This window comes from Acidovorax sp. 1608163, assembly GCF_003669015.1.
Classification (GTDB): domain Bacteria; phylum Pseudomonadota; class Gammaproteobacteria; order Burkholderiales; family Burkholderiaceae_C; genus Acidovorax.
The window spans coordinates 4,334,303-4,355,156 of sequence record NZ_CP033069.1; the positions used below are offsets into that span (position 1 = coordinate 4,334,303).

Below are 20,854 nucleotides of genomic sequence, written 5' to 3' on the forward strand. Positions count from 1 at the left end.
CCCCTTTGTTGTTTTATGAAAAGTGCGCTCAAGCGCTGACCACAAGCCATGCGAATAGCCGCCCTCGACGACGACCCGATCTTGCTGGAGCTGATCAAAGCGACCACCGAGCACCACGGGCATATCTGCCACACCTACCCCACGGGCGCGCAATTGCTGCGCGACATCCGCCACGAAACGTTTGACCTGCTGATCGTGGACTGGCATTTGCCCGACATGGATGGCCCGGAGGTGGTGACAGCGGTGCGCCAGATGACGGGGAGGCAACTGCCCATCTTGTTTGTCACCCGCCGCCGCGAAGAGCAGGACGTGATCGAAGCGCTGTCTTGCGGCGCGGACGACTTCATGACCAAGCCCCTGCGCATGGGCGAACTGGTGGCCCGCGCCACAGCCCTGTTGCGCCGTGCATACCCCCAAGCCATGGGCAACAACCTGGCGTTTGGCCCCTACCGGTTTGACCCCGACAAGCGCTCGCTGCTGCTCAATGAAGTGGAAGTGGACCTGAAAAACCGCGAATACGAGCTGGCCCTGTTCATGTTCCGCAACGCCGGGCGGCTGCTGTCGCGCGCCCACTTGCGCGAAGTGGTGTGGGGCGAAACCAGCGAGGCCCCCTCGCGCTCACTGGACACCCATGTCTCACGCCTGCGCAGCAAGCTCGACCTGAACCCTGCTAACGGCTATGTGGTCAGCGCCATCTACGGCATGGGCTACCGGCTGGATGCGGTAGACCCCAACACAGCGCACCACAGTCCTCAGGACGCCCCGGGCTCCGAGGGCGCAGGAGCCGCGGGAGCAACGGGTGTGGCAGCCACAGCCGCCGGTGAGGGCCGCCAGACCGGCACCACCACCTTGGCCACGAACTGACGATCCAGCCACAGCCACACCAGGATAGGCGCCAAGGTAGGCACCACCAACGAGCCCACCTGGTAGCCGTACACGATGGCCTCCAGCTGCCACTGCGCAATGCGCAGCAGCCGGGCATCCACCTGGGTGGTCAGCACCACCTGCATCAGCGCATACATCGTCAGGCTGAAAGCCTGCGCGGGCAGCAGCACCAGGTAGCCCACCAGCGCACGCAGCCAGCGCTTAGGACCCCGGGCTGCCAGCAGCAACGCCAAGAAAATGGGCAGGCCATAGGCGTAGCGCGCGGGGTTTACGTCAATGGTGACCTCGGCCTTGCGGCCACCGGCCGACGGCACCGGAATGGCCACCCGGGTGTCCACGTCCATCACGCCTGGGCGCAGGTGCACTTCGCGCACCCACATGGGCGCCGTCTGCTCCAGCGTCACGCTGGACAGCACGCCCACGGGGTACGAAGTCCACGGAGAAATCTGCGTCCACAGCACGGTGAGCGCCAACATCCAGCCAAAGGCGGACAGGACAAAAATTGCAAACGGAGAAGGACGGCGCATGGTCTTCAAGCCCTCACTCATCAAGCTGCAGCCGCTTCAGCGGGGGCCGCTGCGGCCTTGTTGCCGGCGCGCACCCACAGCAGCCACACGATCAGCACATCCAGCATGATGAGCGCCTGCCACAGGTACTCGTGCGCAAAGTTGAACACCTGCGTATTCCACTGCCCCAGGTAAAACAGGCTGATGACCCGCACCATGTTGAGCCCCTGCACCGCCACAAACCCCGCCGCCAAGCCGATGAGCTTGTGCCTCCACGACGAGGGGAACGCCACCACCGCCGCAAACAACACAATGCACGCCTCAATGCCGTTGCAGCCGGGCTCGATCGACACGCCAAAGCCGGTCACCGTGTTCCACAGCACCTTGCCTGCCGCCGCCGCACTGCTGTCAAACCAGGTCACCAGCCCTGCGCACATGCGGGCCAGCAGCATCGTCCAGGGCAGCACCACATGCTGCTGCACCACGCCCAGCATGTTGATGCCGAACAGCGACAGCTGCAGTGCCAAAAATGTGAGAAAGAAACGGGCCATGAACCACCTGGAGCGAGAAAGAAGGGAAAGAAGCCGGGCGCAAACGGGGCCAGCAGGCCACCCCAGCCCGGCGGCCGGTTGGGCGTGCGAATTATCAAGCGATCTGCCGCGAATGGCACCAAAAACTTGGCATCCCGTGCGGGTGTGCCGCAGCCCACCACAAGGCCACCGGGCCCAGCCACGCCGATGCGTTCAACATCGTTAACCTTTGGGGCCCTGGGAGCGCGCGCCACAGCCTTCTACACTGCGCCGACCCAGGGGCGTTATAGCCACCTCTACTGGGGGCTTACAGCCCACTTGACCCGGGTCATATTCCCCTTGCGATCCCCAGAAACTGGGCGCACAGTGCCGCAACAATCCATCAGCCCACCCCGTCCATTCACCCACCAGCCCGTCCTGTCCGCCTGCTGACAGGGTGTGAACGCCATCACCGAGCCCCATGCGCCGCGAACGTTTTTTCTCCCACCTGCCCCTGGCAGCCAAAATCAGCCTGCTGGTCGGGCTGATGGGCCTGGTGTCGATGGCCATCATTGGCTACGCCATGGTCAGCATGCGGCAGATGGACACGCAGTACCGCGCCTTGATCGCGCTGGAGTCCGAGCTGACCCACAGCTTTGGCGACGCGAGCGTGCTGCTCAGCGAGACCCACGGCCTCGTGTCTGGCATGGCCAACACCCCCCGCAGCCCTGTGCAGGCCGCAGCGGCCAAGCCCACACAGCGGCTGCGCGCGGTGCAGCGTGATTTTGAAATGACGCTGAACGACATTGCACAGCGCATGCCCCACAAGGGGCGGGATCTGATGGCACTGCGGCTGCGCTCGCAAGAGGTGTTCGATGCAGGCCAGCAAGTCCTCAACGCAGCAGAAGCAGCCCCCGCCCGCCCAGGCATCAACACCCACGCCAGCAACCACCTATACCAGGACTTCGAGCCTGCGATGGTGCAGCTCAAGCAAGGGCTGGAGAGCCTGCGCAGCCGCTCGCACGCCGAGTTCGAGGCGCTGGTAGAGCAGCAAAACGACGCCACCAGCGACACCCTGTGGTCCATGGCTGCGGCTGTCGTGGCCGCGCTGGCGCTGGTGCTGGTGCTGTCGGTGTACGTGGCGGTGACGCAAATCTCGCGCCCCATCACCGATCTGGCACGCATCATGAATCGCCTGGCCTCGCAGCAGTATGGCGGCGCCATCCCCGCCACCCGCCGCCGCGACGAGGTGGGCACCATGGCCCGGGCGCTGCAGGTCTTCAAGAACACCATGCAGCGCGCCGACAAGCTCACCGCACAGGTGCAACGCAGCGAAGAAGCCCGCAAACTGTCTGAACAGCTGGTGGACCTGACCAGTGCCATCCCTGGCGTGGTATTTCAGCTGCACCTGCAGCCCAACGGCACCTGCCGCTTTTTGTTCGTGAGCGACAAGGCTGCGGAAATGCCGGGCCTGCAGGTGCTGGTCCTGCTGCGCAGCGGCGGCTCGGTGGGCGAGGCGTATTCGGTTCCGCAAAGCGTGCAGCAGCGCGTGCAAGCACGCTTCATGGAACGGCTGCACACCCAGGCCCCACTCGACTTTGACACCGAAGTGCTGCACGAAGGCACATCCCGGTGGCTGCAGACCTCGGCCACCGCACGGCGGCTGGAAGACGGCAGCGTGCTCTTTCATGGCGTATGGATGGACGTGACCGAGCGCAAGAGCCAGACCCGCGCCATGGCCACCGCCAAGGAAGCGGCCGAGCGCGCCGCGCAAGAGCGGGCCCGCTTCCTGGCCGTGATGAGCCACGAGATCCGCACCCCACTCAACGCCATCCTGGGCATGGCCCAGCTTGCACTGAAAGAAGAGCTGCCCCCGCCCCAGCGCGAGCGCATCGAGCAAATGCACCGCGCAGGCCGGCACCTGCTGGGCATCCTGAGCGACATCCTGGACTTCTCCAAAATCGACGGCGGCCACCTGGTGCTGGAGAACAAGGCCTTTGCCCTGTCGCCCGTACTGGCCACGCTGGTCGACCTGCTCAGCCCCAAAGCCCACGCCAAAGCGCTGCAACTGCGCCTGGAAGTGGCCGACGAGGTGCCCGAACAGCTGATGGGCGACAGCCAGCGCCTGTCCCAAATCCTCATCAACTACGTGCACAACGCCATCAAGTTCACCCACCAGGGCGAAGTGCTGGTGCGCCTGAGCGTGGCCCAGCAAGACAACAACAGCCTGCTGCTGCATGGCGCCGTGCAAGACACAGGCATAGGCCTCACGCCCGAGCAGATGCAGGGGCTGTTTGAGCCCTTCAGGCAGGGCGATAGCTCCATCACGCGCCGCTTTGGCGGCACGGGGCTGGGGCTCGTCATCTCGCGCCAGCTGGCCCGGGCCATGGGGGGCGACACCGGGGTGCAAAGCCAGCCCGGGCAAGGCAGCACCTTCTGGTTCACCGCACGCTTGCAGCGCGCCCCTGCCACAGACTGGGCGCGCGACGTGCTCACCCAGCCCCTGCAAACCACGGCCCTGGCCCCCGCCCACACAGCGGGGCTGCGCGTTCTGGTGGTAGACGACAACGACCTGAACCGGCAAGTGGCCAAAGGCCTGCTCGAAGCCGGAGGCCTGGTCGTGGACATGGCCCACGACGGAGCCCAGGCTGTGGAAACACTCACCCAGGCCAGCGACAACACCTATGCCGCCGTGCTGATGGACATGCAAATGCCCGTGATGGATGGGCTCAGCGCCACACGCGCCCTGCGCGCCCTGCCCCGCTTCGAGGCCCTGCCCATCATCGCCATGACGGCCAACGCCAGCACCGCCGATGTGGAGCGCACCCGCGCTTGCGGCATGAACGACCACATCGCCAAACCCCTGCTGGAAGCACCACTGTGGCACACCCTCTCGCGCTGGCTGGCCAACGCCCGCAGCACCCGCGCGCCCAGCCCGCAGCCGATCACGGCACCGGCAACGCAGCCCTCCATCAGCACCGCCCCGGCCCCCGTCGCCGCCGTTGAGATTCCGCAGGCATCGACAGCCGCCAGCACCACCACCACCGTGTTCGACGCATCGCTGCTGCAAGACCTGCAAGACACCATCCCCACCGCGCGACTGCTGCCCCTCATCGACCAGTTCATCCAGGACTGCGAGCGCCGGGTAGAACGCATCACCCAGGCCGCGCACAGCCGCCAATGGGAAACCCTGCGCCGCGAAGCCCACGACCTGGGCGGCACCGCAGGCAGCTTTGGCCTGAGCCCCCTGGGCGAGCTGACCCGCCCCCTGGAAGCCGCCGCCAAGGCCCAGGACGCCGCCACCATCGACCGCTGCCTGCCCGAACTGCAACACCTGGCCCGCCAAGGCCTGACGCAATTGGGAGCCCATGTGCGCGCACTGCAGACGCCGCATCAGGGACAGCGTGGGCAGGGGGCATCAGCGTGAGGGGATGGAGAATGTGGCTATCGGCCAGGAGCGGACAGTCGCTATGAGGGATTTTTCTTGCTGCGCTATTGGGGCAATTCAGAACAGTACCAAGCCCGGTCACATGGTTCGGATTGATGACGACAGCGCGAACTCCGGTGGTTTCCTGATACTTGAGTGGTGGGAAGGCTCAACCGGCCCGAACGTCAACGGCGCTTTCGATTCTTGGGTCGATAACGAATTGGCCGTGTCAAAGTTCTTGCAAGAGACTGGCTGGTGCATTGTGTGGCGCTAACATTTCGCCTATCGGCCAGCAGCAGTCTCCCAAAGATACCTCCCGTTATGCAAATGACCAAATCTGGGGATCTCGGATGAAGCAGGTCCACGCGACAATTCTTGGCTTTTTGCTTGCCCCCCTGGTCCCTGCGACCCTGCTTTCGCTGACAAGTCCTGACCTCACCAATGGCAGTTGGAAAGTGACGGGCACGTGGGTCATAGTTTTCTACCAGTTCACTTTGATTATCACGGGCGCTTTAGGAATTCCCCTTTACCTTGTCGTTCGACGCTGGGGGCAGATAACGTGGTGGTCTGCCCTGTTGAGCGGTGCTGCTGTTGGGATGGCTTTGTGTACGGTGACGCAGGCGACCGCGCACGCGGCGTTATTCGGAGCAGGCGCGGGCGCGGCTGAGGCGCTTGTGTTCTGGGCAGTTTTGCGCCTAGGTCGAGCCAGCTGAAGACGGCTGCTCCTTTTAGACATGCTTCGAGCACTTGATCAAGTGCTGTCGTCGTAAGAGCGTGTCTTACAAGTGTCCGCTACGGACCCAAAGCCCCCTTCTCACGCAAACTCAGAACCACCACGTTAACAGCCACAACAGGCCCCGACCCGATACGGCAACACCACCCCGTTATGCTGCGCACTGACGATCACCCGGCGCACAACTGCGCTGGATGCGCCTCCCCGCCCCGGCAAGCATTTCCAACGCCCGGTTCACAGGCCCTTGCACCCAACGCTCATCGCCCACCGCCATGAAAGACCTGATCCGCAATCTGTTGTCCATCCGCCAAAAGCGCAAGACCGCGCCCGTGGGGCCCTTGCCGCAGGTGGGGGCGGCCCTCATCCGTGGCACGGTCAAGATGAAAGTCACCCACCCCGTGCCGCTTGAGCTGTGGGATTGGCTGGTGCTCTCGGGCTGGCGCAATGTGCCGGTGAAGAATGACCGGCGCAGCTACCAATGGCTACCCGATGCCGCGCTCAAAGAGCTGCTGGATGCAGACCCGGCGCAGCGCAACCAAGCGCATGCGCGTGTGCTGGCGCAGAGCAAGGCAGACGCATAGACCTATAGCGCCCCGCCCCCCGGTGGCTCCCGCTGCCCCACAAAAAACCCCGGATGCGCGCAAGCACACCGGGGTTTACTATTATTTTTATAGCTGCTAGCGCTTATTCCATAATCGCTAGCAGCCTATTTGGCATCAAAACTACGCCAGCAAGGCATTCACGCGCTTGACGTACGCAGCGGGGTCTTCGGGCAAACCGCCCTCGGCCAGCAGGGCCTGGTCGAACAGGATGTGGGCCAGGTCGTGGAAGTGCACGCTGCCGTCGAGCTTTTTGACCAGCGCATGCTCGGCATTCACTTCCAGCACAGGTTTGGTCTCGGGCGCCTGCTGGCCGGCCTGCTTGAGCATGCGGGCCAGCTGGGTGCTCATGCCATCGTCCTGCACCACCAGGCAAGCGGGCGAGTCGACCAGGCGGGTGGTCACGCGCACGTCTTCGGCCTTGTCCTTCAGGGCTTCTTTCAGCTTGGCCAGCACGGGCTTGAAGGCTTCGGCAGCCTCTTCGGCGGCCTTCTTTTCGGCCTCGTCTTGCAGCTTGCCCAGGTCCACAGCGCCCTTGGCCACGCTTTGCAGCGGGGTGCCGTCAAACTCCTGCAGGTAGTTCAGCGCCCACTCGTCCACGCGGTCGGTCATGAGCAGCACTTCGATGCCCTTCTTCTTGAAGACTTCGAGCTGAGGGCTGTTCTTGGCGGCGGCCAGGGTGTCGGCGGTGATGTAGTAAATCGCCTCCTGGCCTTCCTTCATGCGGGCCTTGTAGTCGGCAAAGCCCACCGTCACAGCGTCGCTGGTGGTGGATGCAAAGCGCAGCAGCTTGGCCAGGCGCTCGCGGTTGCCAAAGTCTTCGCCCAGGCCTTCCTTCAGCACGGCGCCAAACTCGGCGTAGAACGCGGTGTACTTGCCTTCCTTGGCCTTGTCGTCGGCATCGACCACATCGGTCACGCCATCGGCACCTGCCGTGGTGTCGTGCTTGTCGTGTTTGGCCAAGTCTTCCAGCATGCTCAGCACGCGCTTGGTGGAGCCTTCGCGGATGGAGCGCCCGTCGCGGCTTTCCTGCAGCAGCTCGCGGCTCACGTTCAGCGGCAGGTCGGCCGAGTCGATCACGCCCTTGACGAAGCGCAGGTAGGTGGGCATCAGCGCCTCGGCGTCGTCCATGATGAAGACGCGCTTGACGTACAGCTTCACGCCCGCCTTCTTGTCGCGGTTCCACAAATCGAACGGCGCCTTGGCAGGGATGTACAGCAGCTGCGTGTACTCGGTGTTGCCTTCCACGCGGTTGTGCGCCCAGGTCAGCGGGGCCTCGTGGTCGTGGCTGATGGTTTTGTAGAAGTCGGCGTACTGCTCTTCGGTGATGTCCTTCTTGGGGCGCGTCCACAGGGCGCTGGCCTTGTTGATGGTTTCCCACTCACCGGTCTTGACCATGCCACCGGGCTGACGGCCGCCGTTTTCGTCCGATGGATTGATCAGCTCGCCGTCTTTCCACTCTTCCTTTTCCATCAGGATGGGCAGGCTGATGTGGTCGGAGTATTTGGCGATGACCTGCTTGAGCTTCCAGGCGTTGAGGTATTCCTCGGCGTCGTCGCGCAGGTGCAGGATGATGCTGGTGCCGCGTGCAGCGCGGGTGATGGTTTCGACCTCGAAGTCGCCCGTGCCGCCGCTGATCCAGCGCACGCCTTCGTCGGCCTGGAGGCCCGCACGGCGCGATTCCACGGAGATCTTGTCGGCCACGATGAAGCCGGAGTAGAACCCCACGCCGAACTGGCCGATGAGCTGGGCGTCTTGCTTCTGGTCGCCGCTGAGCTTGCCCATGAAGTCCTTGGTGCCGCTCTTGGCAATCGTGCCCAGGTGATCAATGGCCTCTTGCTGGCTCATGCCGATGCCGTTGTCGGTGATGGTCAGCGTCTTGGCATCTTTGTCGAAGCTCACGCGCACTTCGAGGTTGGGGGCGTCTTCAAACAGCGCGGAGTTGTTCAGGCCTTCAAAACGCAGCTTGTCGCATGCGTCTGAAGCGTTGGAGATCAGCTCGCGCAGGAAAATTTCCTGGTTGGAGTACAGCGAATGGGTGACCAGGTGCAGCAGCTGAGCCACTTCGGCCTGGAACGACAGGGTTTGCTTGCTCATGGGTGGGTTCTCTCTCTCGGTAGATTCAATGGAATATGCAAAGGGGCTGGCAAAAAAGAAAATCACGCATGCCAGACCGGCAGGCGTGATTTATGGGCAACGGGAAGGGGTTTCAAGGGGGCACTTCACCGCGCCCTTGAGCGTCTCCCGATCAGCCGTCGGCGTTGATGCGCGTCACCAGCGTCTTCAGCACCGCATCGGCCTTGTCGTTCGCCACCTGGCAGGTGCCTGCGGCGGCGTGGCCGCCACCACCAAACTCCAGCATCAGGTTGCCCACATGGGTTTTGCTGCCACGGTCCAGAATGGATTTGCCGGTGGCAAACACGGTGTTCTGCTTTTGCAGGCCCCACATCACGTGGATAGAAATATTGGTCTGCGGGAACAGCGCATAAATCATGAACCGGTTGGTAGCCCAGATGGTGTCCTCGCTGCGCAAGTCCAGCACGACCAGGTTGCCCAGCACGATGGCGCAACGCTCCAGCTGCTCCTTGGCCTTGATGGCGTGTTCGCGGTACAGCACCACGCGCTCTTGCACATCGGGCAGGGCCAGGATTTGCTCAATGGTGTGGTCGCGGCAGTACTTGATCAGGTCCATCATCAGCGCATAGTTGCTGATGCGGAAATCACGGAACCGGCCCAGACCCGTGCGCGAGTCCATCAGGTAGTTCAGCAGCACCCAGCCCTCGGGGTTCAGGATGTCTTCGCGCGAATACTGGGCCGAATCGGCCTGGTCCACCGCTGCCATCATCTCGTCGGTGATGCGGGGGAAGGTTGCCTTGCCACCGTAGTGGTTGTAGACCACGCGGGCGGCCGAGGGGGCGTGAGCTTCAATGATGTGATTGACATCGCGGCGCCCCGCATTGCGCACGGTTTCAGACTCGTGGTGGTCAAACACCAAATGTGCGCCAGGCACGTAAGGCAGGTTGGTGGTGATGTCGCGGCTGGTGATGGCCACTTTGCCGTCCTGCATGTCCTTGGGGTGGACGAAGGTGATCTCGTCGATCAGTTCCAGCTCGTTGAGCAGCACCGCACACACCAGGCCATCAAAGTCACTGCGGGTGACCAACCGGAATTTTTCTTCACTCACAGACATCTCCTCGTTTGAACATGCGGGTGCAGCCATGGTAGCAACGCCCCGTGGGCAGCACACCTTGCTGTCGCTAAAAATCCCATCAAAACCGCTCGTGCGGCCCCAGGTAGCGCCACTGGCCCACAGGCAGGTTGCCCAGGGTCACCCGGCCGATGCGTATGCGCTTGAGGCCCACCACCTTTAGCCCCACCAGCTCGCACATGCGGCGAATCTGGCGCTTTTTGCCCTCGGTGAGCACAAACCGCAGCTGCTCGGGGTTTTGCCAATCGACCTTGGCGGGCTTGAGCGGCTCGCCGTCCAGGCTCAGGCCATGGCGCAGGCGTTCCAGCAATTCTTTGGGAAACACCGCCTGCACATTGGTGCTGACAGGGTCACGCTCGTCGATTTCCTGCAGCGGCGCAGAGCGCTCACCGGGGTGGCGTGGCACCGCCTGGCCGGGTGCCTGGTAGACCACGCGCACCAGGTACTCCTTTTCCATCTCGGAGTCTTCGCCAATGATCTGCCGGGCCACGCGGCCGTCCTGGGTCAGCACCAAAAGGCCCACCGAGTCGATATCGAGCCGCCCGCAAGGCGCCAGGCCCCGCAGCTGCGGCGGGGAGAAGCGGTTGCGGCTGGCGTCATCGCGCCAGTGGGTGCGGGGATTGATCAGTGCCACGGCGGGCGTATGGCCGTCCTCGGCTTGGCCGCTCACATAACCAATGGGCTTGTTCAGCAGGATGGTGACACGCTGCTCCTGGAAACCCTGGGCAATCTTGTCCACCTCAATGCGGTCTGCGGCAGTGACCTGCAATCCCATGGGCGCGACTTCGCCATTGACCTTGACCCAGCCTTGGGCAATCCAGTCATCGGCTTCGCGGCGCGAGCACAGGCCCAACTCGGCCATGCGCTTGTTCAAGCGCGAGGTGTCGCCACCACCCGGCGCGGGCCGGGCCACAGGCCCTGCAGCGGGCCGGGGAGCAGCAGAACGTGCTGCCGGGGGCCGCTGTGGCTGCGCTGGCGCAGGCCGCCCGCCTGCATCAGCAGACCAAGTGCGGGTCGACGTGGGGCCGATGGTGCGCTCGGACCGCGCAGCAGCAGGCCGCGCGCCCGCTGCGGCTGCAGGCCTTGCGGGGGCCCTGGACGGCGTGGGGGGGCAGGGGCTGGCTTGGCCGACAAGGTGGGGCGGCGCAGCACAGGCCGCGCAGGAGCGTCGTCGGCAGGCGCAGCCGTGGGGGCGGGACGTTGGGGTGGGCGGGAGCTGGATGAAGACATTGGGCGTATTGTCGCTGGCGAACCGGCGGGCGGGCATACGAACAGACAAATGTGCCGACGGGCTGGTCACAGGGGGCGACCGGGGGCCAATAGCCAGCGTGTGGAAGATTACCCCTGCCGTTGCTGCCACGCCAGAAATTCTTGCGCAGGCACGGGGCGGCTGATGTGGTAACCCTGCGCCTCATCGCAGGCCAGGGCGCGCAGACGCTCCAGAATGGCAGCGGTCTCCACCCCTTCGGCTACCACCGTGAGGCCCAGGTTGTGTGCCAGGTCGATGGTGGAGCGCACGATCATGGCGTCGTCCTCACCCGCCTCCATGCCCATCACAAAGGATTTGTCGATTTTGAGCTCATCCACCGGCAGGCGCTTGAGGTAAGCCAGTGACGAGTAGCCGGTGCCAAAATCGTCGATCGACAGCTTGAAGCCCTGCTCCGACAGCCGGTTGAGCATGGCCTCGGCGCGCTGGGGGTCGTCCATGATGGCGCTTTCGGTGATCTCCAGGCAAAACGCGCTGGCGGCCACCCCATGCCGCGCCAGGATGTCGCCCAGGCGCTGGCTCAACTCGGGGTCAAGCAAGTCGCGCGTGGACAGGTTGACCGACACGCGCAACGCGCCCGCCGTGGCCGGCAGCAGCGCCAGAAAGTGGGCCACCTCCTCAAACATCCACAGCGTCAGTTGGCGCACAAAGCCAGTTTGCTCGGCAAACGGAATGAACTCCATGGGCGGCACCAGCCCGCGCTGCGGGTGCTGCCAGCGCACCAGGGCCTCGGCAGCCCACCCGCTTTGGCCGTGCAGGGGCACCTTGGGTTGCAGGTACAGCCGCAGTTCGTTGTGCTCTACCGCATGGCGCAGCTCGGTCAGCAGCGACAGGGTTTGCGCGCTGCTTGAATCAATCGATGCGTCGTAGCGCACCGCCCCACTGAGCTTGCGCTTGGCTGCGTACATGGCAATCTCCGAGCGGCTCAGCAGCGTATCGGCGTCCTCTGCATCGGCAGGCCAGCAGGCAATGCCAATGCCAGCGCTCAGGTCCACGGTTTGCTCTTCCAGCGCCAAAGGCGCCTCAAACGACGCCAAAATTTGCTGCGCCACCGTGTGGGCCGCGGCAGCGCCCGCCCCTTGCAGCAGCACGGCAAACTCGTTGCCGCCCAGGCGCGCCACCATATCGCCAGGCAAGGTCACCAGGGCCTGCAGCCGCCCCGCCACCGCCTGCAGCAACCGGTCGCCAAAGGCGTAGCCCATCACGTCGTTCACATGCTTGAAGCGGTCCAAGTCCAGGGTCAGCACGCACAGTGGCCGGACCTCGCCAGGGCTTTGCGCCATGGCCTGCACCACAGCGTCCCGAAACCGTTCGCGGTTGGGCAGGCCCGTCAGGCGGTCCCAGTACGCCAGGTGTTTGATCTCGCGTTGCTGCGCACCGATGTCCAGCCGCATGCGGTCAAACGAGCGCGACAACTGCCCGATTTCATCCCGTCGCCCGGTGTGCTCCATGGGCGTGTCGTACTCACCGCGCGACAGGCGCTGGGTGGCCCGCATCAGCGAACGCAGCGGGCTGATCACGCGCTGCGCCATCACGCCGCTGCCCAGGGCAAACAACAACAGCCCTCCGGCGGTGATGATGGACAACAACACTTGCAGTTGGCGGTAAGGGGCGACCACCGCATCGACCGAGCGCAGCAGCACCGCATGCACCTGCCCATTCAGGCTGGGCAGTGGACTGGAGCGCGCCAGCAACAAGCCGTCGGCCGATGCCAGTTCCCCCCCGTCAGCGCCCATGGCCAGCACCGGGCCATGCAGCGGCGCGGGCAGCGTGCTGACATGCACGGCGGCAGGCCCCTGCGTGCCTTGCACCACCAGAGCCACATTCACCGACAGCAACTGGCGCATTTCATCGGCCAGGGGCTGCCCCAGGGGGAACCCCATCAGCACCCAGCCGATGACCACCGGAGCCCGCATGGGCACCATCACAAACTGGTAGGGCACGCCCTCCACCACCGCCACCTGGCTGCCCTGCGGGCTGCTGGCCAGCTGGGGCGCCAGCAGCGCCAGCGTGGGCACCAGTGCCTGCGCAGGCACCGGGGCGCTGATGGCGCGCAGCGCCATATCGGTGCCCAGCAGCGCCGTCACAGCAGCGCCAATGCGCTCGCCATGGTTCTCCAGCACCGACTGGATGGTTTCTTCTTCACCCGAATGCACGGCCGAGCGAAACCCGTAGTCCGCGGCTAACAGGGCCGAGCCCTGGCGCAAGCGCTCGGCGTTCTGCTCCAGCAGGCGCCGCCACACGTTTTCGTCCACATCCAGCTGCCGCGCAATCTGGCCCCGGGCGTTGCGCTCAATGCTGGCCCGCACCACAGCAAAGCCTGCCAGCTGCACCACCAACAGCAGCAGCAAGGAAACCCCGACCAAGCGCAGGATCAGGCTACGCCAGAGGGTTTGCCACATCAGGGGGCCAACCCCGCCATCTTCACGGCCGCCTGCGCATTGCCCGTGGAAGGCACCACCAGCGCCTGCTCATGGGCCGCAGCCCCCGGCGCCAGCCTGGGGTGCCACACGCGCAGCTTGTAGTTGCCGGGCGGCACGCTTTGCAGCAGTGCCCGGCCGGGGCTGCTGGCGCTGGCTGCGCCCCCTTCGCCAGGGCCACCCTCTGGCGCCTGTGCGTAGTAGGGTGTGTCGACCACCAAAATCCACCCCACCATGCGGTCGTGGATGTTGCAGCCCAACGAGACCACGCCGGGCTGGTCAAACAACACTGGGTTGGCGGGGGTTCCGGCGTAGAGCTTGAGTTCAAACTTCTTGGCGGGTGAGAACGAATAGACGTGGTGGCGCACGCTATCGCGGTTGGGGAAGTGCACCTGCGTGCCCACGGGCACCACCAGCACCCCGGGCAAAAACTGCTTTTTTTCCTGCGCCACCTCGGCCTGGGGCAAGGGCTTGACCAGCGCCCGCGCGGCGGGCGACTCCAGAAACACCACGGCACCTGCCACAGGCCGCCCCGCGTCGTCCACCACGTCCACCTGCACCGTCGCCGCCTGCGTGCTCCAAGCGCTGCATGCCAGCCCAGCGGCCAGCCACCCAGTCCATCGCGTTCGGCGTTGCGTCATGGCTCAATCGCCATGCCCACCAGCGGGCTGCCATCGCCCACCACGCCCAGCGGAGTGGCCTTGCCGGTGTTCAAGTCCACCAGATGCAGGCGGGTCTTGGGGTCACTGGCCGTGCGCACTGCGGCCAGTGCGGTGTTGTTCACATCCGAGATGTCCAGCGAAGCGTCCGCCAGCGCACCCAGGCCCAGCGACCCAACGGTGCGCAGCTGGCCCAGGTTGGGCGACACCACCGGGGTCTCCCCCTCGCGTGAGCCTTGCATCACCAACACCCCCAAGGTGCGGTCGATGGCGTAGTTGGTGGTGATCTTGCTGTTGGTGGGGTTGTAGGTGTAGGCCGCCGCAACGATGTCGGGTGAGCGGGCGTGGTTCACATCGCTCCAGGCATAGCGCAGGTAGGGGTCGGCCTGCACGCCAGGCTGCAGGGGGTCGCCATCCACAGCCGCACCGGTGTCAGGGTGCAGGCGCAGGTTTTGCCCGAGGTTGGAGACCACGCGCAACCGGTCCGCTGCGGGATTGAAATCCACGCCAAAGGCCGTGCCTTTGAGAGCGATGGCCGAGGGCGCCGGGCCCACAGCCGTCAACGCACCGCTGCCCAGGTCCAGCGTGTACAAACGCCCCGCCTGCGACAAGGCATACAGCACGCCCCGCGCCACACGAAAGTCGATGCCCACCAGCTTGTCGCCTGCGGGCAAGCCCACCACCGGCTTGCGCTGCAGGATGTTGTCAGGCCGCCCTGCATTGAAGGTGATGAGCTCATGGCTGGCCGTCACGGCCACCACCTGCTCGCGCAAGGCGCCCCCGTCGGCCACCGTTTGGGCGCACCCCCAAGAGAGCGCAGCAGCCGCCACCAACGAAACGCGCCAAGCCAGACGCGGGGACTGGAGTGAGGAACGGGAAGGCATAGAACAAGCTCCTGCAGTTGTAACAAATAGGGGCACAGCAAGCCATTGTTGCACCGTCTTCACATACACAGAAGAGGGGAATTGAGAATATAAATTTGATAGCAACAAGTCCACTATATAACGCGTTGCAAGGCATCTCCGTCACATCTCTGCACCACTTGAGTGCCAACGGATGAACTTTGCACCGGATGCATCACACCTCTTCATTTGTAACAAATTCGTCATGCCACAGCGGCATGACGTCATCCAAAAGCTTCATCACGCAAATGCGTTGTTCTCTCTAAACTTTCGCCCTTCACCCCTGTTGCCGCAGCCTGCCCCCGCTCCAACCCGCACCAGCCAAGGCAGGCCCTCTTCTTGCTTCGTTTGCGCAGACCACTTCAACCAAGTGCCCCCAAGGAAACCATGACCCCCTCGCGCTTCAAATCCCTGTCCATCTCCACCCGCCTGGGGCTGGGGTTCGGCTGTCTGCTGGTGCTGTTGATTGCCGTGGCGACGGTGGGCCAACTGTCGCTGAACAAGGTGCACGAGCAGATGCGCGACATCACCGGCACGGGGGCTGCGAAATCCAAGCTGGTCAACGGCATGCTCGAAAGCGTAGGGTCGCTGGGCATCCAAAGCCGCTCCAGCGCCATGCTCAACGAAATCGACCCCAAGCAAGCCCAGGTGCAAATCCAGGCGGTGCGCAAGACGCTGCAGGACTACGCCAAGCAAGAAACCCAGCTGGCCGAGCTCATCACCCCCGCAACAGCCACGGCGGCTGAAACGACCCTGCTGCAGCAAGTGCAAGAGGCCAGCAAAAAAGCGCGCCCTGAAATCGAAGGCGCCATGCAGTCGGCAGACGATGGCGACACCGTGGCCGCCAGCCTGAACCTGATGACGCGCGCGGCCCCCGCCGAAGCCCTGTGGCGCCAGCGCCTGGCCGAGCTGATTGCGCTGCAAAACAGCTTGAACGATGAAACCACGGCCTCTGCCGAAGTCACCCAAAGCCGCGCCCGCTGGAGCGGCGGGCTGCTGGTGGCCATGGCCATGGGCCTGGGCGTGCTGATTGCCTGGCGCATCACCGCCAGCATCACCCAGCCCATTGGCCGCGCCGTGGTGGTGGCCGAGCGCATTGCGCGCGGCGACCTGACCTCGCAGGTGGAGGTGCGCATCAACGACGAAACCGGGCGACTGCTGGAAGCCATTGCGGCCATGCAAGAGCGGCTGCGCAGTCTGGTCGGCGAGATCGGGCAGACGGCCGACTCCATCCTGGTGGCCAGCTCGGAAGTGGCATCGGGCAACCAGGACCTGAGCCAGCGCACCGAGCAAACCTCGCACAACCTGCAAGGCGCATCGCACGCCCTGGCCGACCTGACGGGCACCGTGGCACAAAGTGCGGAATCGGCCCACCAGGCCAACGGACTGGCCTCCAAGGCGTCCAGCGCGGCCACGCAGGGCGGCGAGGTGGTCTCGCAAGTGGTGCGCACCATGGACGCCATCAGCGCCAGCTCGCGCAAGATTTCCGACATCACCGGGGTGATCGATTCGATTGCCTTCCAGACCAACATCCTGGCGCTGAACGCGGCCGTGGAAGCCGCCCGCGCCGGTGAGCAAGGCCGGGGCTTTGCCGTGGTGGCCAGCGAGGTGCGTGGCCTGGCAGGCCGGGCGGCCAATGCTGCGCGCGAGATCAAGACCCTCATCAACGACAGCGCCCAGCAGGTGCAAGAAGGCAGCACCCTGGTCAACCACGCGGGCGCCAGCATCGCGCAGCTGGTGCAGTCCGTCCGCCAGGTGTCGGACATCATGGCCGAGATCACGGCCGCCACCCAGGAGCAAAGCCAGCGCATCACCGACGTCAGCCATTCGGTGGGGTCGCTGGAAGAAATGACCCAGCAAAACGCGGCCCTGGTGGAAGAAGGCGCGGCAGCGGCCGAAAGCCTCAAGGACCAGGCGGGCCGCCTGACGCAGGTGGTGCACACCTTCCGCCTGACGCGGGACAACGCCAACGACCGCAACTGGGAAGTGCCTGCCACAGCAGCCCCCTCCCCCGCCCCCGCTGTTGCGCGGCCCGCGCAACGCATCGCACTGCCTCGGGGCTGATGGCAGGGCGGCTGGTGCGGTCGCAACCGCACCAGTGCAAGGGTTCTTTCAACCGGTGGTGGAATGCGCCACGACGGACCTGTGGGCAAACACGCTGGACTGCAACGCCCCCAGGTCGAGCACGCGCACGCCGCCATACTCCACCCGAATGGCGCCCTGCGCCTGCAGTGCTGTCAACGCCTCATTGACCCGCTGGCGCGACAAGCCCACCAGGTAGGCCAACTCTTGCTGGGTGATTCGCAGCACTTCGCCCACCCCGGGGTACAGCACCGGGTTGAACAACGATGCCAGGCTGCGCGCCACGCGCACGTCGGGGTTGGTCAGCCGGTCGATCTCGCGCGCTGCGATGAACTGGCCCAGCCGCTCATTGAGCTGGTGCATGACAAAGCGATTGAAGCCAATGGAATGGTCCAGCAGCCAGTGAAAGGTATCAATCGGCAGCCCCGCCACCACGCTTTTGCGCAGCGCCTGGATGTTGTAGCGGTAGGGCTCGCGCTTCATGGCGGTGCCCTCGCCAAACCAGCCGCCCGGCGGCACGCCGGTGAACGTCATCGTCTGCCCCTGGGCGTTGTCGCTGCTCATCTTGAGCAAGCCTTCCACCACCCCAAACCAGTAGGTCACCGGCCGCCCCACGCGGCACACAAAATCCCCTGGCGCTGCATCTCCCACCAACAGCGCCGCCTCGGCGCGCTCGCGCTCGGGGGACGGCAGCCTCTGCAGCCACGGGATATTGGCCATCTCGGCCGCCGTGGGCGGGCGGCGGCGCTGGTGCAATGACAGGTCCTGGTTCATGAAGCTCACCGGGCATGGGGAATGGGGCCGCATTGGCGCGGAACATCGCAGGCCAAATTGTCGCCCAACCCACTATTTATTGCCAATTGGCAGCGCAGGGCATGCCGCCCCTACTGCAAGCGCACTGCGTAGCGATAGCCATGAAACGACCAGACGGTGCGGCTTTGCTCGATGCGTTCGAGCTTGAGCCCTGGCGCAGCCTGGTCACCCTCCTGCAGCACCTGCCCGTTGACGATGGCCATGCGGTGCGCAGGATTGCTGGAGTAGGTCGCCCCCGTCACTGTCAGCGCGGGCAACTGCTCCCGCACCGAAGGCGGCAAGTCGCTCTGCGCAAACACCGGGCCATTGGGCGGCGTGGCCCCAGGCGGGGCTGCTGCAGGCGCGGCAGCAGGTGGAGTTACCGGCGCGGGGGGTTGCGAGCGGGTGGCGGGAGCGGGCTGCGGCAAGGGAGTTTCGCGAACACGCGCCTGCGCAGGCGCGGGCGCAGCGGCAGGCTTTTCACGCACGGGCTCGGCCACGCGCTTGGGTGCCACGGGGCGTGGCTCCAGCGTGACCGGGGCGGGCGGGAGAAGTGGGCTGGGGTCGGACATAGGCACAGGCACAGGCACAGGTGCCGGTGCCGGTGCGGGAGCCACGGGGACTGCGGGCGCAGTGGCCACGGCCACCGGGGCCACGGGGGCCGCAGGAGGAACCGCCACGGCAGGGACAGCCGCTGGCGCGCCGCGCTGCATGGCCCACCAAGTGCCCCCCGCCGCAAGGCCTGCCACGGCCACCACGGCGCCCCCCCACAGCAGCCAGTGGCCCGGGCTGGGGGAGTCAGCACGCGGGGCCGACACGGCCTGCGTATGGAGACCGGGCACAGCGCCCCGGCCTCGCTCGGCTTCTGCGCGCCGCAGTGCATCAAGGATGTAGGACATAAAAATCAGGCGCCGTTGCGCAAACGAGGTTCTTTGACGCCAGTGGCGCGGTTGAGCAGCATGAGGGTCAGAGGCCCGGCCCGGCCGTCGGGCGTCACCCCCTGGGCCAGCTGAAAGCGGTGGATGCGGGCCTGGCGCAGCGCTGGCGTCACCGGACGGGCGCTGGGACCAGCCCCGCCGGCGGCCTTGGATGCCAAGCGCGCGTCCAGCCAGGCAGTGCCAGCGGCGCCGTCCGTGATTTCCCCCTTGTCAGGCATGCCGGGCGGCGCGCGCCACAAGGTGACCATGTCCCCGCGCCACACCTGGGCCAGGTCGGCCACGGGCACATGCAGCGTGCGGCCACCACTTTGCAGTGTGGCCACATCCTCGTCCAGGCCACGCAGAACGGCAGGCACTGTCGCGTCTCCCTCACTCGATGGGGACAACATGAGCAACGTCGGCCGATCGATCTGCCGGATCAGGTTCAGGCCCGCACGCCGGTTGCGGTAGCAGCGCAACCCGTCGCGCGCCAGCGTGGCGCACGCATCTGCCCCCTCGGGCAATGCCACGCCCCAGGCCAAGGCCAGCGCCTGCCAAGCCGAAGCATCGCCAGGTGACTGCGCTTGCAGGAACTGCTGCAACCCGGAAGCAGGCCCTAGGACCGCTGTGGCCGCTGTGGCGGGCGCAGCGGACGCGGCAAGCGCCGTGGAGGGCGCGGTGGACGCAGACTGGCCTGGTGCTGACGCGGCAGCGCTTGCAGGCGCTGGGGCCTTGGTCTGCGGCAGCTTCGCCGGTGCGCTGGACGCAGTGCCCAGCGGCCCGGCAACGCCAGCCCCCACAGCCTGCGCAGCGCCTGGCGCCTTCAGCGCTGGGCGAACACCCAACGCCCAGCCAGCCGCAGCCACCATGGCCGCCCCCGCCACCAGGCCCATGCCCGCAACCGCCCACCGTGGCAGGGGCGAGCGTGCGCCGCTCGCAACCCTGGTTGGCGGCTGGGTGCCAAACACCTCGCGCGCGGCCCGCTCGATGATGGCCTTGCTGACCGCATGCTGCCCGGCCGCATAGGCACCGAGCAGGGCGCGGTCACACAGCAGGTTGATGCGCCGCGGGATGCCGCGCGACAGCACATGCACGCGCCGCAGTGCCCGGCGGCTGAACGGCACCGGGCCGCGCAGCCCGGCCACGGCCAAGCGGTGCGCAATGTACTGCTGGGTTTCCTGCGGGCTCAGTGCGTCGAGGTGAAAGCGCGCAATCACGCGCTGCGCCAATTGCTCCAGCGAAGGGCGCGCCACCATCGTGCGCAGCTCTGGCTGGCCAATCAGGATGATCTGCAGCAGCTTGCGCTCGTTGGTTTCCAGGTTGGTGAGCAGGCGCAACTGCTCCAGCACGTCGGCTTCCAGGTTCTGCGCCTCGTCAATGATGAGCACCGTGTTGCGCCCGGCCGCATGCGCCGCCAGCAGCGAGGCATTCAGGGGGTCGATGTAGTCCTTGACGGTTTCCACCCCCGGCACATTGGGCTTGTGGGGCACGCCAAACTCGTCGCAGATGGAGCGCAGCAGCTCCCCCACGGTGAGCTTGGGGTTGAAGATGTAGGCCACGTTGCAGTGCTCCGGGATTTGCTCCAGAAAGCAGCGGCACACCGTGGTCTTGCCCGCGCCCACCTCGCCTGTCAGCAACACGAAGCCGCCGCCTGCATCCAGCCCATAGAGCAGGTGGGCCAGGGCCTCTCTGTGCCGCTCGCTCATGAAAAGATAGCGCGGGTCAGGGGCAATCGAAAACGGCGGGTGCTGGAGACCGAAGAACGGGGCGTACATGCTGGCAAGGATAACGCCCCCATCCACCGCGCACGGCCCAGCCCGAAGTCATCAGACTTTCACGAGGCTTTCACAAGAGAGGAGGGTTTCACCCGAGGAGTAGTTTCCCGTAAATTGTCGTCGGCAAGACAAGATAACGTCAAAGTCGGTCCTAGCATTCCCTCCATAGGCAA

Annotated in this window: 17 protein-coding genes; 5 read left to right on the forward strand and 12 right to left on the reverse strand. The window is 65.3% G+C overall.

What is annotated here, in order from left to right:
• Window positions 1–48 precede the first annotated feature (48 nt).
• On the forward strand, window positions 49–864 hold the full coding sequence (locus EAG14_RS19285) for a response regulator transcription factor (RefSeq protein ID WP_121729841.1): 816 nt from the start codon (window positions 49–51) through the stop codon (window positions 862–864).
• On the opposite strand, the gene EAG14_RS19290 is transcribed toward EAG14_RS19285, so the two are convergent.
• Together EAG14_RS19290 and xrtH are read right to left on the reverse strand one after the other, a co-directional pair.
• Window positions 753–1,412 (reverse strand): exosortase H-associated membrane protein, encoded by a 660-nt coding sequence (locus tag EAG14_RS19290; protein ID WP_205603432.1) that lies wholly within the window; start codon window positions 1,410–1,412, stop codon window positions 753–755. The two genes, EAG14_RS19285 and EAG14_RS19290, sit on opposite strands and share 112 nt — an antisense overlap.
• Window positions 1,413–1,432: 20 nt before the next feature.
• Complete coding sequence (gene xrtH / locus EAG14_RS19295) at window positions 1,433–1,942, reverse strand: exosortase H (protein WP_121454183.1); 510 nt, start codon at window positions 1,940–1,942, stop codon at window positions 1,433–1,435.
• A 439-nt stretch (window positions 1,943–2,381) separates the two neighbouring features.
• Between xrtH and EAG14_RS19300 the strand changes: the two genes are divergently transcribed.
• The 3 genes from EAG14_RS19300 to EAG14_RS19315 all read left to right on the forward strand — a co-directional run bounded on the left by EAG14_RS19300 (window position 2,382) and on the right by EAG14_RS19315 (window position 6,641).
• Window positions 2,382–5,327: an ATP-binding protein gene (locus EAG14_RS19300; protein WP_121729842.1), complete on the forward strand. Its 2,946-nt coding sequence runs from the start codon at window positions 2,382–2,384 to the stop codon at window positions 5,325–5,327.
• Window positions 5,328–5,677: 350 nt separating this feature from the next.
• Window positions 5,678–6,040: a hypothetical protein gene (locus EAG14_RS19310; protein ID WP_121729844.1), complete on the forward strand. Its 363-nt coding sequence runs from the start codon at window positions 5,678–5,680 to the stop codon at window positions 6,038–6,040.
• A gap of 292 nt (window positions 6,041–6,332) precedes the next feature.
• Window positions 6,333–6,641 carry a hypothetical protein gene (locus EAG14_RS19315; protein ID WP_121729845.1) on the forward strand — a complete coding sequence of 103 codons (309 nt, stop codon included), beginning with the start codon at window positions 6,333–6,335 and terminating at the stop codon, window positions 6,639–6,641.
• 141 nt (window positions 6,642–6,782) lie between these two features.
• On the opposite strand, the gene htpG is transcribed toward EAG14_RS19315, so the two are convergent.
• The 7 genes from htpG to EAG14_RS19350 form a co-directional block, all read right to left on the reverse strand.
• Window positions 6,783–8,756: a molecular chaperone HtpG gene (gene htpG, locus EAG14_RS19320; protein WP_121730562.1), complete on the reverse strand. Its 1,974-nt coding sequence runs from the start codon at window positions 8,754–8,756 to the stop codon at window positions 6,783–6,785.
• A 151-nt stretch (window positions 8,757–8,907) separates the two neighbouring features.
• A complete protein-coding gene (locus EAG14_RS19325) occupies window positions 8,908–9,843 on the reverse strand; it encodes an exopolyphosphatase (RefSeq protein WP_121730563.1) in 936 nt (311 codons plus the stop codon).
• 85 nt (window positions 9,844–9,928) lie between these two features.
• Window positions 9,929–10,729: a pseudouridine synthase gene (locus tag EAG14_RS19330; RefSeq protein ID WP_121730564.1), complete on the reverse strand. Its 801-nt coding sequence runs from the start codon at window positions 10,727–10,729 to the stop codon at window positions 9,929–9,931.
• Window positions 10,730–10,737: 8 nt separating this feature from the next.
• The gene (locus EAG14_RS19335) at window positions 10,738–11,097 is read right to left on the reverse strand and encodes a hypothetical protein (RefSeq protein ID WP_162996037.1); all 360 of its coding nucleotides are present in this window, start codon (window positions 11,095–11,097) and stop codon (window positions 10,738–10,740) included.
• A gap of 108 nt (window positions 11,098–11,205) precedes the next feature.
• On the reverse strand, window positions 11,206–13,536 hold the full coding sequence (locus EAG14_RS19340) for a bifunctional diguanylate cyclase/phosphodiesterase (RefSeq protein ID WP_121729847.1): 2,331 nt from the start codon (window positions 13,534–13,536) through the stop codon (window positions 11,206–11,208).
• Window positions 13,536–14,195: a methylamine utilization protein gene (locus EAG14_RS19345; protein ID WP_233205518.1), complete on the reverse strand. Its 660-nt coding sequence runs from the start codon at window positions 14,193–14,195 to the stop codon at window positions 13,536–13,538. The genes EAG14_RS19340 and EAG14_RS19345 overlap by 1 nt, the downstream gene beginning before the upstream one ends.
• Window positions 14,192–15,097, reverse strand: a complete 906-nt coding sequence (locus tag EAG14_RS19350; protein ID WP_121729848.1) for a DUF4394 domain-containing protein — start codon at window positions 15,095–15,097, stop codon at window positions 14,192–14,194. Before EAG14_RS19350 ends, EAG14_RS19345 begins: the two co-directional genes overlap by 4 nt.
• Window positions 15,098–15,502: 405 nt before the next feature.
• Between EAG14_RS19350 and EAG14_RS19355 the strand changes: the two genes are divergently transcribed.
• Window positions 15,503–17,179 carry a methyl-accepting chemotaxis protein gene (locus tag EAG14_RS19355; protein WP_121729849.1) on the forward strand — a complete coding sequence of 559 codons (1,677 nt, stop codon included), beginning with the start codon at window positions 15,503–15,505 and terminating at the stop codon, window positions 17,177–17,179.
• 48 nt (window positions 17,180–17,227) lie between these two features.
• On the opposite strand, the gene EAG14_RS19360 is transcribed toward EAG14_RS19355, so the two are convergent.
• From EAG14_RS19360 to EAG14_RS19370, 3 genes are all read right to left on the reverse strand, one after another.
• On the reverse strand, window positions 17,228–17,971 hold the full coding sequence (locus EAG14_RS19360) for a Crp/Fnr family transcriptional regulator (protein ID WP_121729850.1): 744 nt from the start codon (window positions 17,969–17,971) through the stop codon (window positions 17,228–17,230).
• Window positions 17,972–18,081: 110 nt separating this feature from the next.
• Window positions 18,082–18,888 (reverse strand): general secretion pathway protein GspB, encoded by an 807-nt coding sequence (locus EAG14_RS19365; protein WP_121729851.1) that lies wholly within the window; start codon window positions 18,886–18,888, stop codon window positions 18,082–18,084.
• 5 nt (window positions 18,889–18,893) lie between these two features.
• Entirely contained in the window at window positions 18,894–20,681 is a 1,788-nt protein-coding gene (locus EAG14_RS19370) for an ExeA family protein (protein ID WP_099657699.1), read from the reverse strand.
• Between the last annotated feature and the right edge of the window lie 173 nt (window positions 20,682–20,854).

Coding starts and splice junctions, on each gene's coding strand:
- EAG14_RS19290 (WP_205603432.1), bottom strand. CDS start 1,412: ATGCGCCGTCCTTCTCCGTTTGCAATTTTTGTCCTGTCCGCCTTTGGC.
- EAG14_RS19330 (WP_121730564.1), bottom strand. CDS start 10,729: ATGGCCGAGTTGGGCCTGTGCTCGCGCCGCGAAGCCGATGACTGGATT.
- EAG14_RS19300 (WP_121729842.1), top strand. CDS start 2,382: ATGCGCCGCGAACGTTTTTTCTCCCACCTGCCCCTGGCAGCCAAAATC.
- EAG14_RS19315 (WP_121729845.1), top strand. CDS start 6,333: ATGAAAGACCTGATCCGCAATCTGTTGTCCATCCGCCAAAAGCGCAAG.
- EAG14_RS19345 (WP_233205518.1), bottom strand. CDS start 14,195: ATGACGCAACGCCGAACGCGATGGACTGGGTGGCTGGCCGCTGGGCTG.
- EAG14_RS19350 (WP_121729848.1), bottom strand. CDS start 15,097: ATGCCTTCCCGTTCCTCACTCCAGTCCCCGCGTCTGGCTTGGCGCGTT.
- EAG14_RS19340 (WP_121729847.1), bottom strand. CDS start 13,536: ATGTGGCAAACCCTCTGGCGTAGCCTGATCCTGCGCTTGGTCGGGGTT.
- EAG14_RS19310 (WP_121729844.1), top strand. CDS start 5,678: ATGAAGCAGGTCCACGCGACAATTCTTGGCTTTTTGCTTGCCCCCCTG.
- EAG14_RS19285 (WP_121729841.1), top strand. CDS start 49: ATGCGAATAGCCGCCCTCGACGACGACCCGATCTTGCTGGAGCTGATC.
- EAG14_RS19370 (WP_099657699.1), bottom strand. CDS start 20,681: ATGTACGCCCCGTTCTTCGGTCTCCAGCACCCGCCGTTTTCGATTGCC.
- htpG (WP_121730562.1), bottom strand. CDS start 8,756: ATGAGCAAGCAAACCCTGTCGTTCCAGGCCGAAGTGGCTCAGCTGCTG.
- EAG14_RS19355 (WP_121729849.1), top strand. CDS start 15,503: ATGACCCCCTCGCGCTTCAAATCCCTGTCCATCTCCACCCGCCTGGGG.
- EAG14_RS19365 (WP_121729851.1), bottom strand. CDS start 18,888: ATGTCCTACATCCTTGATGCACTGCGGCGCGCAGAAGCCGAGCGAGGC.
- EAG14_RS19335 (WP_162996037.1), bottom strand. CDS start 11,097: ATGTCTTCATCCAGCTCCCGCCCACCCCAACGTCCCGCCCCCACGGCT.
- EAG14_RS19360 (WP_121729850.1), bottom strand. CDS start 17,971: ATGAACCAGGACCTGTCATTGCACCAGCGCCGCCGCCCGCCCACGGCG.
- xrtH (WP_121454183.1), bottom strand. CDS start 1,942: ATGGCCCGTTTCTTTCTCACATTTTTGGCACTGCAGCTGTCGCTGTTC.